This window comes from Rathayibacter sp. AY1C7 (genome assembly GCF_002931865.1).
Classification (GTDB): domain Bacteria; phylum Actinomycetota; class Actinomycetes; order Actinomycetales; family Microbacteriaceae; genus Rathayibacter.
Genome location: NZ_PSWB01000013.1, coordinates 40,175 through 55,531, shown reverse-complemented (window position 1 = coordinate 55,531; position 15,357 = coordinate 40,175). Strand labels below are relative to the sequence as shown.

The window sequence follows — 15,357 nt, the reverse complement described above, 5'->3', positions numbered from 1 at the left end:
CCTGAAGCGTGCGACCCCGGTGGCGCAGAGGCGTTCGCGCCACCGGTCAGTGCCGGATGCGCCGTCCCGGTCCGCCGTCCGGATCCGCCGGGCCGGCGGACTGCAGGTGCGTGTGCAGGCGGATGAGGGTGTCGCGCAGCCGGGTCTTGACGGTGCCGAGCGGGATCGACAGCTCCTCCGCGATCTCGGAGTGGCTGTACCCGCGGACGTAGGCGAGGTAGAGGACGTCGTGGTGGATGGCGGCGAGCTGCCGGATCGCGCCGGCCGCGGGCGCCAGGGCCAGCCGGACGTCCGAGCGCTCCCACTCGTGATCGCGGGGCCGGTCGAGGACCGTGTACTGCAGCTCCCGGCGCCGCGCCGACCGGTCCGCCCGGGCGCGGTCCACGGCACGGCGGTGCGCGACCTGGGCCAGGAAGGCGAGCACGGGACGGCCCGGGTCGAGCGAGCGCGCGGTGCGCCAGAGCTCGAGGTAGACCTCCTGCGCGACCTCCTCGGCTGCGGCGCGGTCGTCGAGCACGGCGTCCGCGACGGAGAAGACCCGGCCCGCGGTGAGCGAGTAGAGCTGCCGGAAGGCGGTCCGGTCGCCCGCGCAGACCCGCAGCAGCAGGGCCGCTGACCGCGCAGGGCCGTCCCCGGGCTCACGCCGCTTGCCCGTCATCGTCGACACAGGGCTCAGCCTGGCACCGCGGACGCGCTCCTCCCGGGGTTACTCCCTGTGAGGTGGCCCCCGTTAGAGGCTCACTTTCACAGGAGTCCGCCGATGCGCGCCGCACGCCCGCCGATGCGCGGCCCCGGTCGCGCACGGGGCCCGTGCGGCGGCGTCGACGGACTCGGCCGCCCGTCAGGCGGCGACGCGCGCGTTCGACTGCGCGAGGAGCGCGACCGAGCGCAGGCGCGCCTCCGTCTGCAGCGACGCGTGAGCGACGATGACCTCGTCGGCGTCGGCGGAGCGGGCGAAGTCGGCGGCGTAGTCGGCCACCTGGTCGCCGGTGCCGACACCGGTGTAGGTGGTCATGCTCGCGACGTGGGCGCCGATCGGCGCGCTGAGCAGGGCGTCGAGGTCCTCGTCGTCGAAGGTCTGGCCGACGGGGATCTGCCCGCTCTGGCGCAGCAGCATCATCAGGCGGGCGCGCTTCATCTGCGCGAACTGCTCCTGCGCGTCCTCCTCGGTGTCGGCGGCGATGGCGTTCATCCCGGCGATCACGTAGGGGGCGTCGAGCTGCTCGGAGGGGCGGAAGCCGCGCCGGTACTCCGCGACGGCCTGGTGGAGCGCGTCCGGAGCGAAGTGCGAGGCGAACGCGTACGGCAGGCCCAGCGCGGCGGCCAGCTGCGCGCCGAAGAGCGAGGAGCCGAGGATGTAGAGGGGGACGCGGGTGCCGGCACCGGGCGTCGCGCTCACTCCGGGGATGCGGGACTCGCCGGCGAGGAAGGCCTGCAGCTCCAGCACGTCCTGCGGGAAGCGCTCGGAGGAGTCGGGGTCGCGGCGGAGCGCGCGGAAGGTCGCCTGGTCGCTGCCGGGGGCGCGGCCGAGTCCGAGGTCGATCCGTCCCGGGTGCAGCGTCTCGAGGGTGCCGAACTGCTCGGCGATGGTGAGCGGGGAGTGGTTCGGCAGCATGACGCCGCCGGAGCCGAGGCGGATCGTGGAGGTCTGCGAGGCGACGTGCGCGATGAGCACCGAGGTCGCGCTGGAGGCGATGCTCGCCATGTTGTGGTGCTCGGCGTACCAGACGCGGCGGTAGCCGTTCCGCTCGGCCTCCTGGGCCAGGGCGACGGAGGCGGCGAAGCTGTCGCGAGCGGTCTCACCGGGGGCGATGGGGGCGAGGTCGAGGATGGAGAGGGGAACGCTCATGGTGAGGGCAACGCCCGCGACGGCTCCGGTGTTCCCGTCGCGGGCGCCTTCCTCACGCCTCGGGGATGTCGCGGCCGTACGCCTCCAGCGTCACGGCCTCGGGCTCCGGTCCGCCGCGCACGCCGGCCTCGAGGGCGTCGATCCTTGCGAGCTCCGAGCCGGAGAGCGCGAAGTCGAACACGTCGATGTTCTCGGCGATGCGCTCGGGGCGGGTCGACTTCGGGATGACCTGGCGGCCCTCCTGCAGGTGCCAGCGGAGCATCACCTGCGCGGCCGTCTTCCCGTACTTGGCGCCGAGCTCGAGGAGCACCGGGTCGTCGAAGCTGCGGCGCGGGGAGTCGCGGTAGGCGGTGATGCCGCCGATCGGTGACCAGGCCTGGGTGAGGATGTCGTTCTCGCAGCCGAAGCGCTCGACCCGCCGCTGCTGGAAGTACGGGTGCACCTCGAGCTGGTTCACCGCGGGGACGACGTCGGTCTCGGCGAGCAGGCGGGTGAGGTGCTCGACCATGAAGTTGCTCACGCCGATCGCCCGCACCCTCCCGTCGGCGAGCAGCCGCTCGAGTGCCCGATAGGCGTCGAGGGTGCGGTCGAAGGCCTCGGGCAGGGCCTGGTGCAGGATCAGCAGGTCGATCCGCTCGACGCCGAGCTTGCCCGCGCTCTTGTCGAAGGCGTGCAGCGTCTCGTCGTAGCCGTAGTCGCTGATCCACACCTTCGTCTCGAGGAAGACGTCGTCGCGGCCGGCGATCGCCTCGCCCACCTCGCGCTCGTTGCCGTAGGCCGCCGCCGTGTCGATGTGCCGGTACCCCGCGTCGAGCGCGGCGGCGACGGCGGCGCGGGTCTCGTCGGGCGGAGACTGGAAGACGCCGAGTCCGAGGGCGGGGATCTCGACACCGTTGTGGAGAGTGAACGTGTTCATGAGCCCACGCTACGTCCGCAGACGCCGAGTCGCCCGAGAAGCCGCGCGCGACTCCTCAGGCGACCCCGTCGCTCCGGCCCTGCTCAGCCGTCGATCGGCAGCAGGATCCCCTTCACCGTCTCGTCCGTGGCGAGGAACTCCTGCACGGCCGGGTCCTGGAAGGCCTGGACGAGCTTCTTCACGTTCTCGGTGTCGCGGTACTTCGAGCCGATGGTGAGCTGCCCGGCGAAGTCGTCGGGGGCCTGCGGGGCGAAGATCTGCTGCTCGATCGGGATGCCGGCGGCGAGGTAGTACTCGGTGTAGCCGACGGCCGCGTCGAGGTCCGGCAGCGCGCGCGACTGGGCGGCGAAGTCGAGCAGCGTGAACTGCAGGTTCTTCGGGTTCTCGGCGATGTCGTCCTGGGTCGCGGTGCCCGGCTCCGTGCCCGGCTTCAGCGTGATCAGGCCGGCGTTCTGCAGCAGCCAGAGGCCCTGCGCCTCGTTGGCGGGGTCGGAGTAGAGCGAGACCGTGCCGCCGTCGGGGATCTGGGAGACGTCGGAGTACTTGTCGCTCCAGAGCCCGAAGCCCCAGCGGAAGACGGGGGTGGCCGCCTCCTCCTCGAAGTCGGGGTTGGCCTCGAGCACCTGTCCCAGCCAGAGCTTGTGCTGGTAGACCGTGGCCGCGACCTCGCCCTCGCTCACCGCGCGGTTGATGGTGTTGCTGTCCGAGAGCCCCTTGAAGGCGACGGTGATGCCGTAGCGCGGCGCCACCTCCTTCGCGACGAAGTCGACCAGGGCCTGCTCGGAGGCGTTGCCCTCGGCGGTCGCGACGTAGAGCGTCGCGCCCTCCTGCTCGTTGGCCGAGACGGCGGGGGAGAGGAGCGGGACGGCGATCGCGGAGGCGACGCCGACGACGACGACGGCCGCTCCGGCGATCCAGGGCCAGCGGCGCTTCTTCTTGAGATCGAATCCGAGGTCGTCGGGAGTGGACATGGCGATGCCTTTCGAAGAGGGAGCGCGCGGGCGCGCGCGAGGGACGCCCGAGGGCGCAGGAGGAGGAGTGGTTCTAGACGGCGGCCGCGACCCGGGGCGCTCGCCGCGAGCGGGAGGCGCCGGGCGTGGTCGCGCGGACGAGGGCGTCGCCGGTGAGCTGCACGGTCGCGACGGTGGCGACCAGGATCACGATGGTGGCGAGCATGACGGTGGTGTCGAAGCGCTGGTAGCCGTAGGTCACCGCGACGTAGCCGATGCCGCCGGCGCCGATCGTGCCGGCGATCGCCGAGTACTCGATCATCGCGATCGTGTTGATCGTCAGGCCGCCGATGATCTGCGGCACCGCCTCGCTCAGCTGGGCGGTCCGCACCACCTGCAGCCGCGACGCTCCGGAGGCGCGGGCGACGCGGGTGAGCGAGAGCGGCACGCTGCGCAGCGCGTTCTCGACGATCCGGGTGAAGAAGGCGATCCCCGCGATCGACATCGGCACGACGGCGGCCGCGATCCCGATGTTGGTGCCGGTGATCAGGCGCGTGAACGGCATGATCGACGCCATCAGGATGAGGAACGGCAGCGAGCGGCCGACGCTGATGACGGCGCTGAGCACCTGGTGGGCGGCCCGGTTCTCGGCCAGCCCGCCCGGAGCGAGGTTGTGCACGAGAGCGCCCAGCGGCACGCCGACCAGCACCACGATCGCCATGACGATGCCGACCATGATCAGCGTCTCGCCGAGCGCCGGCAGCACCAGCGCGGGGATCTGCTCGAGCGGGACCTTGTTGTCGAGGTGGAGGATCACGCCGCCACCTCCTCGGCGAGGACGCGCACGCCGGCGGGCCGGACCGACAGGCCGAGCTCGGCCGCCGCACGGGTGAGCCGCGCCTCGTCGACCGGGCCGAGCCCGATCGTCGCGTGGCCGACCGCCTGCCCGTCCACCGTCTCGATCGCCGCGCCGAGCAGCGAGACGGGGCCGACCGCCTCCGCGAGCCGGGTGACCCAGTCGGTCGGCACTCCGGAGCGGGAGTAGCCCACCACCCATTCGCCCAGGCCCGGGCCGGGCGCGACGGCGGGGCGCACCGGGTTGAGGGCGAGGCCGAGCGGGGACGCGGGGTCGCGCAGCAGGTCGACGAGACGTCCCGACTCCACGATGCGGCCGTGGTCGAGGCGGGCGACGGAGTCGGCCACCTGGCGCACCGTCTCCATCTCGTGGGTGATGAAGAGGATCGAGAGGCCCAGGTCGTCGCGCAGCTCCTTCAGGAGCGTGGTGATCGCGGTGGTCGAGGCGGGGTCGAGGCCCGAGGTGGCCTCGTCCGAGAGCAGCACCGAGGGGCGGAGGGCGAGCGCGCGGGCGATGCCGACGCGCTGGCGCTGACCGCCGGAGAGCTGGTGCGGGTAGTAGCGCGCGCGGTCCGAGAGGCCGACGCGCTCGAGCAGCTCCGCGACGCGGCGCTTCGTCTCGGCGGCGGTGACGCCGAGGTACTCCAGCGGAAGGGCCACGTTCTGCTCGGCCGTGCGGCGGCTGAAGAGTCCGTCGGACTGGAAGACGGTGCCGATGCGGCGGCGGGCGACGCGCAGCCGCTCCTCCGAGAGCTGCGAGAGCGCCTCCCCGTTGACGACGACCGTGCCCGAGGTGGGCCGTTCCAGGAGGTTCACGCAGGCGGCGAGCGTGCTCTTGCCCGCACCGCTCGGGCCGACGACGGCGAAGATCTCGCCGGTCGCGACCGAGAAGTCGAGGCGGTCGAGCACGGTCGCCGGACCGTACGACTTGCTGAGCTGCTCGAGCCGGATCATCGCGTTCCTTCGGACGGGTCGGGCGGCCGCGGCCTCTCCGCGTCGTCCCGGACACGATGATGGAGCACCGCGGGCCCGCCCGTCCCGGCCCGCGTCGCCCGGCGTAACCCTTCGTCGCCGGGCGTAACAGTGCGCGGGGCGGAGGGGGTCGCTCACGCCGGTCCCGCCGCTGCCGGGCGCTCCCGCTCAGCTCGCGGCGGCCGCCGCGCGGGGGCTCTCGGCGCTCGCCTCGCGGTCGAAGCGCTCGCGGCTGAAGACCTGATCGGCTGTCGTCAGAGCGAGGCCGATCACGCCCGCCAGCTCGCCCAGGTCCGACGTGTGGATGGTCAGGTGCCGCGTGGCGAGCGGGTGGGTGCGCAGGTAGACGCGCTCGCGCAGGCCCGACATCAGCACCTCGCCGCAGTCGCCGAGCTGACCCGAGATCACGATGGTCCGCGGGTTGAGGATGTTGACGAGGTCGGCGACCGCCTCGCCGAGGACGCGGCCGGCCTGGCGCACGGCCTGGGTGGCGCGCATGTCGCCGCGGAGCACGCGGGCCGTGACGTCGGCGACGTGCTTGATCGAGGGGTCGTCGGCCGAGAGGTCGCGGACGAGGGCCCAGCCGCTCGCGTACGCCTCCACGCAGCCGGCGTTGCCGCAGCGGCAGGGCAGCGGATCCGCGTCGACCGTGCCCGTGACCGCGCGGGTGTGGCCGATGTCGCCGGCCGCGCCGACGGCTCCGCGGATCGTCGCTCCGTTGAAGACGAGGCCCGAGCCGATGCCGGTGCCGAGCTTCAGGCTGATCAGGTTGTCGGAGCCGTGGTGGCGCGACTCGGCGAGGGCGCGGGCGTTCGCGTCGTTCTCGATGACGACCTGCACGCCCTCGTACGGCTCGGCGAAGTAGCCGGCGATGTCGAAGTCGTCCCAGCCGGTCATGATCGGCGGGTTGCGCACGCGCCCGGCGGCGAACTCGACCGGCCCCGGGACTCCGACGCCGATGCCGGCGACCGCGTCGCCCTGCTGCAGCCGCTCGAACGCGGCGATCACCAGCGAGAGCACGGCGTCCGGTCCCTCCCAGACGTCGACGACGCCGCTCTCGTGCCGGAGGGGGGTGCCGCGCAGGTCGCAGGCGGATGCGACGAACCCGCTCGCTCCGATGTCGGCGGTGAGGAAGACCGTGCCGACCAGGTTCATCGCGAACATGCTCGAGGGGCGCCCGCCGGTCGACTCGCCGCCGGTGGTGGGGGCGATCAGGCCGAGCTCCACGAGGGTCGCGAGGCGCTGGTTGACGGTGGAGCGGGAGAGCCCCGTCTGCTCCATCACGGCGTTGCGCGAGACCTCGCCCTGCTCGCGGAACAGCGCGAGGACGTCGGCCACGTGCGAACCGGCCTCGCCGGTGGAGTACCCCGTCATCGCTCCCCCTCTTGTCACGGTCAGCGTACATGCCTGCCGACGGGAAACCTGAAGTTCCCCGACTTTCGTATTGCGGTAACGCGAAAGCCCCGGTAGTTTTCACACACCGGCACGCAGTGGTGCCACTGATCCTCAAGGATGACGATGAACCGCACAGCACGCCGCCTCCTCCCGGTTCTCGCACCGGTCGGCGCCCTCGCACTCCTCCTCACCGGCTGCGCCTCGGGTGGCGACACGGCCGCCGGCGGCTCCGGATCGACCAAGGTCGCCGCGGTCATCAAGGGCCTCGACAACCCCTTCTTCCAGGCGATGGAGAACGGCATCGAGGACACCGCGAAGGACGACTCCGTGGACGTCTCGGTGCAGGCCGCCGCCGACATCGGCGACACCACCGGCCAGGCCGACAAGCTCACCACCGTCGCCGGCCAGGACTTCGGCTGCCTGATCGTCAACCCGATCAGCGGCACGAACCTGGTGCAGGCCCTCGCCTCCGCCACCGGCAAGACGATCGTCAACATCGACAGCCCGCTCGACCCCGACGCGGTCGAGGCAGCGAACCTCGACGTCACCACCTACATCGGCACCGACAACGAGGCCGCGGGCGGCAAGGCCGGCGACTTCCTCCTGCAGCAGCTGCCCGCCGGCTCCGAGGTCGCCGTCATCGGCGGAGTCTCGGGAGACGTCACCAGCGCCGCCCGCGTCGACGGCTTCACCGCCGCGATCGGCTCCGACCTCACCGTCGTCCAGGAGGCCGCGGCCGACTGGAAGCGCGAGGTCGCGCTGACCAAGGCGACCGACATCCTCGCCGCGAACCCCGACGTGAAGGCGTTCTTCGCCGCGAACGACGACATGGGCCTCGGCATCGTCAAGGCCGTCGAGAACGCGGGCCTCACCGGCTCCGTCCAGGTGGTCAGCGTCGACGGCAACGAGGACGCGCTGCAGTCCGTCAAGGACGGCGGCCTCACCGCCACCGTCGCCCAGTACCCCTTCGCGATCGGCCAGCTCGGCGTGCAGGCGTGCGAGGCCGTCGGCGCCGGCGAGGAGATCCCCGCCGAGATCGAGTCGCCCACCGCGCTCGTGACCTCCGAGACCGCGGAGCAGGCCCTCGGCGCCTTCCCCCAGCCGTTCGAGGAGTTCGACAACCCGCTCGCCGCGCTCGTCCCCGGCAAGTAGGACCTCCCGCCCATGGCAACCCAGGAAGCGACCATGACCTCAGTCACCGCCCGACCCCCGGCCAGCGCCTCCCCGCTGCTGGCGAACCTCCGTCAGCTCAGCTTCTGGGCCGAGAACGCCGCACCGATCGGGCTCGTCGCCCTGGTGATCGTGTTCTCGATCGCGACGCCGACGTTCCTCAGCCTCGGCAACATCAAGGCGATGCTCGTCGCCGCCGCGATCCTGGTCATCCTCTCGATCGGCCAGTCCTTCGTCATCACCACCGGCGGCATCGACCTCTCGATCTCGGCGACGATGACCGTCGGAGCGGTCGGCTTCGGCATCGGCTGGAGTGCCGGCTGGGGCTTCTGGCTCTCGGCGCTCGCGGCCCTGCTCTTCGCGGGGCTGATCGGAGTGATCAACGGCTTCCTGATCGCGAAGGGCAAGGTCACCGACTTCATCGCGACACTGGGCACGCTCTCGGTGGCGACCGGTCTCGCGCTGATCGTCTCCGACGGCAAGCCGATCACGGTCGGCAGCCCCGAGCTGCTCCGCCTCACCACCGGCTCGATCGGGATCATCGGCTACCCGATCATCCTGGCCGCGGTCATCGGAGTCGTCGCCTGGGTCGTCATGTTCCGCACCCGCTTCGGCCTGCACGTGCAGGCGGTCGGCGGCAACGAGGAGAGCGCGGTCGCCAACGGCATCAAGGCCGGACGCGTGCGCATCGCGGTGTACATCATCGCCGCCGTCCTCGCCGGAGTCGGCTCGCTCCTCCTCGTCGCCCGCGTCGGCGCCGCGGAGCCGGCCATCAACACGCAGTACCTGCTCAACTCCATCGCGGCCGTCGTGCTCGGCGGAGTGAGCCTCACCGGCGGCAAGGCCAAGATCGTCGGCCCGATCATCGGAGCGTTCCTCCTGACCGCGCTGACCAATGGCCTGACCCTGCTCGGCGTCTCGCAGTTCTACCAGCCCCTCGCCGTCGGCCTGGTGGTCGTGCTCGCCGCCCTCATCACCCGCTACCAGAAGAAGTGAGCCCAGCCATGACCAGCGACATCCTGCTCGAAGCGCGGGACATCAAGAAGTCCTTCGGCGGCGTCCACGCTCTCAAGGGAGCGTCGATGTCGATGCGCCGCGGCGAGATCACCGCCCTGATCGGCGACAACGGCGCGGGCAAGTCCACCCTCGTCCGCTGCCTCTCCGGGGTGCACCCCGCCGACTCCGGCACCATCACCCTCGACGGCGACGTGGTGCACTTCACTACTCCGCTCGGCGCGCGGGACGGCGGCATCGAGACGGTGCACCAGACCCTCGCCCTGGTCGAGGACCTGACCGTGTGGCAGAACTTCTTCCTCGGCCGCGAGCTCACCAAGGGCGTGCCCGGGGTGCGGTTCCTGGACCGGACGCAGATGAAGAAGACGGCCCAGGAGCTGCTCGGCGACCTCGCCGTGAACGTCCCGCCGGTCACCAGCAAGGTCCGCCGCCTCTCGGGCGGCCAGCGCCAGGCGGTCGCGATCGCCCGGGCCGCGGGCTGGGGCAGCAAGATCGTGATCATGGACGAGCCGACCGCGGCGCTCGGCGTTCAGGAGACGGCACGCGTCGAGAAGATCATCCTCAAGCTGCGCGACGCCGGAGTGGCCGTGCTGCTGATCAGCCACAACTTCGACCAGGTGATGCGCCTGAGCGACCAGGTGTGGGTGATGCGCGCGGGCCTCGCCGTCGCCGGCCGCCGCACCGCCGAGACCAGCGGCGACGAGCTCGTCTCGCTGATCACGGGCGCGAAGGCCGCCTGATGCACCCCGAGTTCCTGCACCGCGGGAGCACGGAGCGCTCGTCGCCGATCGGGGTCCACGCGGGCCTGCTCGTCGGCGACTGGACGCCGGAGTCGGGGCGCCTCGCGATCGGCGCCGCCGCCTCGATCGGCTTCGACCTGATCGAGATCCCGGCTCCCGCCGACCCCGACGCCTCCGCGTGGACCGCCGACCTGCTCGACGAGCACGGGATCGACGCGGTCGTCTCGCTCGCGCTGGACGCCGACTCCGACATCACCGACCAGGCCACGGCCGGCCGCGGCGAGGAGCGGCTGCTGGCGGGGGTGCGGTTCGCCGAGGCGATCGGCGCGCGGTACGTCGGCGGAGTCACCTACTCCGCCATGCGCAAGTACGAGCACGCGGCCGACATGGCTGCCCGCTCGCGCTCGCTCGACGTGCTGCGGCGGGTCGCCACGGCCGCCGCTCCCGCCGGCGTCGTCGTCGGAGCGGAGTACGTGAACCGCTACGAGAGCAACCTGCTGAACACGGCCGCCCAGACCGCCGCGTTCCTCCGCGAGCTCGACGCGCCGAACGTGCTCCTGCACCTCGACACCTTCCACGCCCACCTCGAGGAGGTCGACCTCGCGAGCGCCGTCCGCGACGCCGGCGACCTGCTCGGCTACCTCCACGCCTCCGAGAACCACCGCGGAGAGCTGGGCACCGGGAGCACCGACTGGACCGGGCTCGCGGCGGCGCTCGCCGACTCCGGCTACCGCGGCCCGCTCACCCTCGAGAGCTTCTCGCCCGCCGTCCAGCCCCCGGCCTCGGCCGAGGGCATGGGCCTCTGGCGCGAGCTCTGGCACGACCCCGTCGCCCTCGCGACCTCCGGCCACGCGTTCCTCGCGGACCTGCTCGACACCGACCCCGCGGCCCGACGCCGCCTCTGAACCTCTCGAACCAAGGAGCACCACCATGACCACGAACCCTCTCGGAGTGCACGCCCTCGTCTTCGCCGGCGGCACCACCCCCGACGAAGTGACCGCGACGATCGAGCAGACCAAGGCGGCCGGATTCGACCTGCTGGAGCTCTCGCTGCACGACGTGCAGAACCTCGACACCGCCTCCGCCCGCGCCGCCCTCGAGGCGAACGACCTCGGCATCGTCTGCTCGCGCGGCCTCGCCTTCTCGGCCGACGTCTCCAGCGACGACCCGGAGGTGGTGGCCCGCGGCGCGAAGCTGCTCGCCGACTCCCTCGAGACCACCCACGCGCTCGGCGGCACCCACTTCACCGGCGCCCTCTACAGCGCGCTCGGCAAGTACAGCGCGCCCCTCTCGGCCGCGGGCCGCGCGAACGTCGTCTCGGTGCTGACCGACCTCGCCGCCGAGGCTGCGACGAAGGGCATGACTCTCGGCCTCGAGATCTGCAACCGCTACGAGACCAACGTCATCAACACCGCCGCGGACGCCCTGCGCCTCGCCGACGACATCGGCGCCGACAACGTCCTGATCCACCTGGACACGTACCACATGAACATCGAGGAGGACGACTTCTTCCGCCCGGTGCTGCTGGTCGGGGATCGTCTCGGGTATGTCCACATCGGCGAGAACCACCGCGGCTACCTCGGCAGCGGCCACCTCGACTTCACGACGTTCTTCCACGCCCTCGCCGCGATCGACTACCGCGGACCCATCACCTTCGAGTCCTTCTCGTCGGCCGTCGTCTCGCCGACCCTCTCGAACGACCTGGCCGTGTGGCGGAACCTCTGGAACGACGGCCCCGCGCTCGCCCGCCACGCCCACGGCTTCCTGGTGAACGCGCTGGAGAGCAGCCGTGGCGAGGCCTGAGACCGAGGTCGCGCCCGACGCGGTGCGGCCCGGCCTCGACGAGTTGGCCGGGCGCGCGCTCGCGCTGACCTCGCCGGGCCGCCGCGCGATCGTCGCGATCGCCGGCAGCCCCGGGGCCGGCAAGACCACGCTCGCCCGGGCCGTGGTCGCCCGCGCGAACGAGCTCGCGGGGGAGGGGACCGCCGCCTTCGTGCCGATGGACGGCTTCCACCTCGCCAACGCCACGCTCGACGAGCTCGGCCGCCACGACCGCAAGGGTGCCCTCGACACGTTCGACGGCTGGGGCTTCCTCGCCCTGGTGCGGAGGCTGCGCGCCGAGACCGACCACGTCGTCTACGCGCCCACCTTCGAGCGCACCGTCGACGAGGGAGTGGCCGGCGCGCTGGCCGTGCACCCCTCCGCCTCGCTCGTCGTGCTGGAGGGCAACTACCTCCTCGTCGACGAGGGCCCGTGGGCGCTGCTGCGCGCCGAGTTCGACGAGGCCTGGTTCTGCGCGACTCCCGAGACCGAGCGCTTCGAGCGCCTGGTCGACCGCCACGTCTCCTTCGGCCGCGCCCCCGAGGCGGCCTCCGCCTGGGCCTCCGAGGTCGACGGGCGGAACGCGCTGCTGATCGAGGCCACTCGCGACCGCGCCGACCTGATCGTGTCGGGGACGGCGGCGGGGGTGGTCTGACGCCGGATGTGGCGGAGGAGCGGTCCGCTTCGGGGCGCGACGTGGGCTCTCGGGCGTGTCCGGCCGGTCGATCGGGCGGACGACGGAGGACCCGTCGCCCGGCGGATGCGGTCTCGACGGGTCGGGTGCCAGGCTCGAGGGATGGACGACTCGACACGGAACTCCTCGGAAATGCCCTCTCCCACCACCCCGCCGGCCGTTGCGCCCCCCGGAGCCGGGCAGCCGCCCATCCCCGTCGCTCTCCTCCTCCTGCTGCGGCGGAGCGACGGGCGGCCCGCGGCTTCGTCGGGCGCTCTCGACACCGTCCTGGCCGCCTCCGTCCTCGCGGAGCTCTCCCTCCAGCGGCGCGTCGAGGTGGACGCCGGAGCCGTCGCCCTCGGGCCGGAGCGGTCCGCGCTCGGGGACGCCGTGCTCGACGGGGCACTCGGGTGGATCGCAGCGGAGCGAGCACCGCGCAGCGTGTCCTGGTGGATCGCCCGCCTCACTCGGAGGGAGCTGCATGCCGCCCTCCTCGAGCGGGTCGCCGCCGTGGAGCCGGCGGAGGACGAGCGGCTGCGGATCCGGGTCGCCGAGGTCCTCGCGGCTCGGACGGCGCCCCTTCCGTCGGACGCGGCGCTCATCGGCCTGCTCGACGCGGCCGGAGCGCTCTCGCCGAGGCCCGGCATTCCGGACCGGCAGGCGATCAGGTCGCTCGCGGCGCAGCACTGGGCAGGGCCGGCGGCCGCCGCCGTCCTCGCGGGAACCGCCGCGAGCGTCACGGGAGCCGCGGTGATCGCCGCGACGACGACGGTCACGATCACCGGCATGTGATCCGACGCGTGCGGCTCGCTGAAGCCGCGCGCCCCTACTCCGCCGGGTAGTCGGGCGCGACGAAGACGCAGAACGGGTGGCCGGCCGGATCGGCGAGGACGTGGAGCGCCTCCTCCGGGTCGTCGCTCCTGTCCTCGATCAGCTCGGCGCCGAGGGTGAGCGCCCGGGTCTTCTGCCGGTCGAGCTCGTCGGCGTCCGCGACCATGAAGTCGAGGTGCAGCTGCTGCGGGACGGGCCCCTCCGGCCCGGTCGCGCGCGGCAGGGCGGCCACCCGCTGGAACGTGAGCTTCGCGCCGTCGGCGGTGACGATCGCGACCCACTCCGCCTCGTCGTCGGAGCCGTCCGCGGGCGGCTCGTCGCCGGGGCGGTACTCGCCGCCGAGCAGGGCGAGGTAGAAGGCGGAGAGGGCGCGGGCGTCCTCCGTGTCGAGGACGACCTGGCGCAGGCGCATGCGGGCAGGGTACCGCCGGACGAGCACTGGAGGGGGATCACGTGCTGTGCGGAACGGCTGCGGCGGGCCGGGCGTCCGCGGGTCGCGCGCCGACGTCGGCTGAGAAGGGGCTCCCCGCCCCGACACGGCGGGCCGCCTCTCAGCGGAGGTCGGGCAGCTCTCTCGCTCCCGACCGCGCGGCCCTGCCACTCCGCGCCCGCTTCCTCAACCCCTCCCGGCTCCCGGCCTCGCGGCAGGGCCCGGCGCGTACTGTGGCCGCTGACTCACGACGGCTACGAGGGAGACACCATGACGGAGCAGATCGGAATCCCCGAGGCCGCGGCGCTGGGGAGCGAGCAGCGGAGCATCGCGATCCTCGGAGCGGGCGGCGACCTCACCGAGCGGCTGCTGCTGCCGGGCCTGGGCCGGGTGGCCGAGCTCGCGCGCGACCTCGAGCTCACGCTGATCGGGGCGGCGCGCACGCCCCAGACCGACGAGGAGTGGCAGGGCCTCGTCCGTCGCAGCCTCGAGGCGGCCGGAGTCGCCGCGCACACGGTCGAGGCGCTCGCGTCGCGCGCGCGCTTCGTCGCCACCGACGCCTCCGACCCGGAGCAGCTGAAGGCCCTCCTCGACGCCTGCCCGTCGACTCCGGTGCTCTACGTCGCCCTGCCGCCGGCGATGGGGCACAAGGTCGCCGCCTCGCTCGCCGAGCTCGACCTCCCCGAGGAGCTGGTCGTCGCCATCGAGAAGCCGTTCGGCGAGGACCTCGACGACGCGATCGCCCTCAACGCGGCGTTCGCGAAGGTCCTCCCCGAGAGCCGCCTCTGGCGCATCGACCACTTCCTCGGCAACGCGACCGTGCTGGGGATGCTGGGCCTGCGCTTCGGCAACAGCCTGCTCGAGGCGAGCTGGAGCGCCGAGTGGATCGAGAAGGTCGAGATCGTCTACGACGAGACGCTCGGCATCGAGGGCCGCGCCGCCTTCTACGAGAAGACCGGCGCGCTGCGCGACATGCTGCAGAGCCACCTCCTGATGGTGCTCGCGCTGACCACGATGGAGCGCCCCGACGAGGTCGCGCCCGACGAGGTCCACGCGCGCATGGCCGAGGTGCTCGGCGCCGTGCGGCTCTGGCGCGACGACCCCTCCTCCGCCCGCCGCGCCCGCTACACCGAGGGCCGCGTCGACGGCCGCTTCTTCCCCTCCTACGTCGACGAGCCCGACGTCGACCCCGAGACCGGCACCGAGACCCTCGCGCAGCTGCTGCTCCAGGTCGACACTCCGCGCTGGGCGGGCGTCCCCTTCGTCCTCCGCTCCGGCAAGGCGATCGGCGACCCGCGCCGGGAGGTGGCGATCCACTTCCGCGCCGCCACGCCCCCGCGCGGCCTGCAGGCGGCCGAGGGCGACGCCGGGACGGTCCTCCGGATCGGCCTCAAGGGCGGCGACGTCAGCCTCGACCTGGTCGTGAACAGCGCCGACGAGCTGACCGACCTCGAGCGAACCACCCTGACGGCGCAGCCCGGCGCGGCCACGCTCGACCCCTACGCGCAGGTCCTCGCCGGGATCCTGCAGGGCGACACCCTGCTCTCGGTCCCGGGCGACGTGGCCGAGCAGTGCTGGCGCATCATCACTCCGGTGCTCTCCGCCTGGGCCGCGGGCGACGCTCCGCTGGACGAGTACGAGGCGGGGAGCGCGGGGCCCGTGGGCTGGTGAGCGCGCGGTGAGGCGCAAGGGCTGAGGGGTCGGCGCCTGACGTGATGCGGGGTCGGGTCCGCCGACGCCG

16 protein-coding genes are annotated in these 15,357 nt (G+C 72.8%); 8 read left to right on the top strand and 8 right to left on the bottom strand.

Features of this window, described 5'->3' with window-relative positions; translation table 11 throughout:
* Positions 1-46: 46 nt before the first annotated feature.
* The 7 genes from C5C69_RS08925 to C5C69_RS08895 form a co-directional block, all read right to left on the bottom strand.
* Positions 47-658, bottom strand: a complete 612-nt coding sequence (locus tag C5C69_RS08925) for a sigma-70 family RNA polymerase sigma factor (protein WP_258067511.1) — start codon at positions 656-658, stop codon at positions 47-49.
* A gap of 183 nt (positions 659-841) precedes the next feature.
* Positions 842-1,849: an LLM class flavin-dependent oxidoreductase gene (locus tag C5C69_RS08920; RefSeq protein ID WP_104257785.1), complete on the bottom strand. Its 1,008-nt coding sequence runs from the start codon at positions 1,847-1,849 to the stop codon at positions 842-844.
* 52 nt (positions 1,850-1,901) lie between these two features.
* A complete protein-coding gene (locus C5C69_RS08915; RefSeq protein ID WP_104257784.1) occupies positions 1,902-2,765 on the bottom strand; it encodes an aldo/keto reductase in 864 nt (287 codons plus the stop codon).
* Positions 2,766-2,848: 83 nt separating this feature from the next.
* Positions 2,849-3,736, bottom strand: coding sequence for a MetQ/NlpA family ABC transporter substrate-binding protein (locus C5C69_RS08910; RefSeq protein WP_104257783.1), 888 nt, complete (start codon positions 3,734-3,736; stop codon positions 2,849-2,851).
* A 73-nt stretch (positions 3,737-3,809) separates the two neighbouring features.
* On the bottom strand, positions 3,810-4,532 hold the full coding sequence (locus C5C69_RS08905) for a methionine ABC transporter permease (protein ID WP_104222708.1): 723 nt from the start codon (positions 4,530-4,532) through the stop codon (positions 3,810-3,812).
* Entirely contained in the window at positions 4,529-5,524 is a 996-nt protein-coding gene (locus tag C5C69_RS08900; RefSeq protein WP_104257782.1) for a methionine ABC transporter ATP-binding protein, read from the bottom strand. The genes C5C69_RS08905 and C5C69_RS08900 overlap by 4 nt, the downstream gene beginning before the upstream one ends.
* A gap of 186 nt (positions 5,525-5,710) precedes the next feature.
* A complete protein-coding gene (locus C5C69_RS08895) occupies positions 5,711-6,916 on the bottom strand; it encodes an ROK family transcriptional regulator (protein WP_104257781.1) in 1,206 nt (401 codons plus the stop codon).
* Between the two features lie 144 nt (positions 6,917-7,060).
* Here C5C69_RS08895 and C5C69_RS08890 point away from each other — a divergent pair, with 144 nt between their 5' ends.
* The 7 genes from C5C69_RS08890 (at position 7,061) to C5C69_RS08860 (ending at position 13,147) form a co-directional block, all read left to right on the top strand.
* On the top strand, positions 7,061-8,089 hold the full coding sequence (locus C5C69_RS08890; protein ID WP_104257780.1) for a substrate-binding domain-containing protein: 1,029 nt from the start codon (positions 7,061-7,063) through the stop codon (positions 8,087-8,089).
* 33 nt (positions 8,090-8,122) lie between these two features.
* Complete coding sequence (locus tag C5C69_RS08885; protein ID WP_104222714.1) at positions 8,123-9,103, top strand: ABC transporter permease; 981 nt, start codon at positions 8,123-8,125, stop codon at positions 9,101-9,103.
* 8 nt (positions 9,104-9,111) lie between these two features.
* Positions 9,112-9,861, top strand: coding sequence for an ATP-binding cassette domain-containing protein (locus tag C5C69_RS08880; protein ID WP_104222715.1), 750 nt, complete (start codon positions 9,112-9,114; stop codon positions 9,859-9,861).
* A complete protein-coding gene (locus tag C5C69_RS08875) occupies positions 9,861-10,766 on the top strand; it encodes a sugar phosphate isomerase/epimerase (RefSeq protein ID WP_104257779.1) in 906 nt (301 codons plus the stop codon). The genes C5C69_RS08880 and C5C69_RS08875 overlap by 1 nt, the downstream gene beginning before the upstream one ends.
* Positions 10,767-10,791: 25 nt before the next feature.
* Positions 10,792-11,664 carry a sugar phosphate isomerase/epimerase gene (locus C5C69_RS08870; protein WP_104222717.1) on the top strand — a complete coding sequence of 291 codons (873 nt, stop codon included), beginning with the start codon at positions 10,792-10,794 and terminating at the stop codon, positions 11,662-11,664.
* Positions 11,651-12,337 carry a nucleoside/nucleotide kinase family protein gene (locus tag C5C69_RS08865; RefSeq protein ID WP_208543338.1) on the top strand — a complete coding sequence of 229 codons (687 nt, stop codon included), beginning with the start codon at positions 11,651-11,653 and terminating at the stop codon, positions 12,335-12,337. The genes C5C69_RS08870 and C5C69_RS08865 overlap by 14 nt, the downstream gene beginning before the upstream one ends.
* Before the next feature lie 171 nt (positions 12,338-12,508).
* The gene (locus tag C5C69_RS08860) at positions 12,509-13,147 is read left to right on the top strand and encodes a GPP34 family phosphoprotein (protein WP_181110547.1); all 639 of its coding nucleotides are present in this window, start codon (positions 12,509-12,511) and stop codon (positions 13,145-13,147) included.
* Positions 13,148-13,181: 34 nt separating this feature from the next.
* Here C5C69_RS08860 and C5C69_RS08855 read toward each other — a convergent pair whose 3' ends face one another.
* Positions 13,182-13,598 (bottom strand): VOC family protein, encoded by a 417-nt coding sequence (locus C5C69_RS08855; protein ID WP_104257802.1) that lies wholly within the window; start codon positions 13,596-13,598, stop codon positions 13,182-13,184.
* Positions 13,599-13,886: 288 nt separating this feature from the next.
* On the opposite strand from C5C69_RS08855, the gene C5C69_RS08850 reads away from it, so the two are divergent.
* Positions 13,887-15,287, top strand: a complete 1,401-nt coding sequence (locus tag C5C69_RS08850) for a glucose-6-phosphate dehydrogenase (protein ID WP_104257777.1) — start codon at positions 13,887-13,889, stop codon at positions 15,285-15,287.
* Positions 15,288-15,357: the final 70 nt, after the last annotated feature.